Raw genomic sequence first — 854 nt, forward strand, 5'->3', positions numbered from 1 at the left:
CGACCATCACCGTGCTGCTGTGGATATCGGCGGGATAGACCGTCAGGCGCGGCGCCGCCTCCGTCGTGAAGCCGGCCAGATGCACGGCGGCGAGCGCCGCCTGGTCGAGAAACCAGACCGGCAGGCCTCGATCCAGGTGATGGCGGATGTAGCGCCGGGTCAGGTCTAGGAAACGCAGCGCCCCCATGGTCGGCCGGATGTGCAGCACGTCGGCGTAGAGCAGGCTCCAGATGTCCAGCCGCTTCAATGCGTGGCTCATCATCCCCAGGTCCGAATGGGCGGAGGCCGCCAGCAGCGGGGTCAGGTCACGGATCCGCACCGTCGGGTCCAGCCCGGCGGCCGGGGCGTCGGCCAGCAGCACCGCCGGCCCCACCGCCGCCGCCATCGCGAACAGGCAGGCCCAGCGCAGCGAGTCCGGCAGCTGTTCGGGCGGCAGGTCGAAGCGGCGGGCGGCGGGCGGCACGCCCATGCGGTCCAGCCCGTCGGCCGTCCGGCGCAGCGCCGAGCGCAGGTCGAGCCCCAGATGGTGGCCGACCACCTCCGCCACCTGCAGGGCCAGCGGCCGGCGCGGCGCCAGCCGGCCGCCCTGGGCGATCAGCAGATGCCCGTCGACGCGGGCGCTGCCGGCCACATGCAGCTCGGCGGACCCGCCGGTCGGCAGTTGCCCGGCGAGCACCGCCAGCAGGGCGGTCTTGCCGCTGCCGGCCCCGCCGGTGACGGCCAGCACCTGCCCGCGCTCCACCCGCAGGGTGGCACGGTCGAGCAGGACGCGGTCGCCCAGCATCAGGGTCAGCGCCTCGGTCTCCACCGGAGCGGGCTTTGCGGCGGCAGCGGGTGACATATGGTTCATGACT

At 74.0% G+C, this 854-nt stretch carries 1 protein-coding gene; it reads right to left on the reverse strand.

Going from position 1 to position 854, the window contains the following annotated elements; translation table 11 throughout:
* Nucleotides 1–841: ATP-binding cassette domain-containing protein (locus I71_RS39525; protein ID WP_244433667.1), on the reverse strand; the 841-nt coding region annotated here is incomplete at its 3' end.
* Nucleotides 842–854: the final 13 nt, after the last annotated feature.

The organism is Azospirillum sp. B506 (assembly GCF_000333595.1).
Taxonomy (GTDB): Bacteria; Pseudomonadota; Alphaproteobacteria; order Azospirillales; family Azospirillaceae; genus Azospirillum.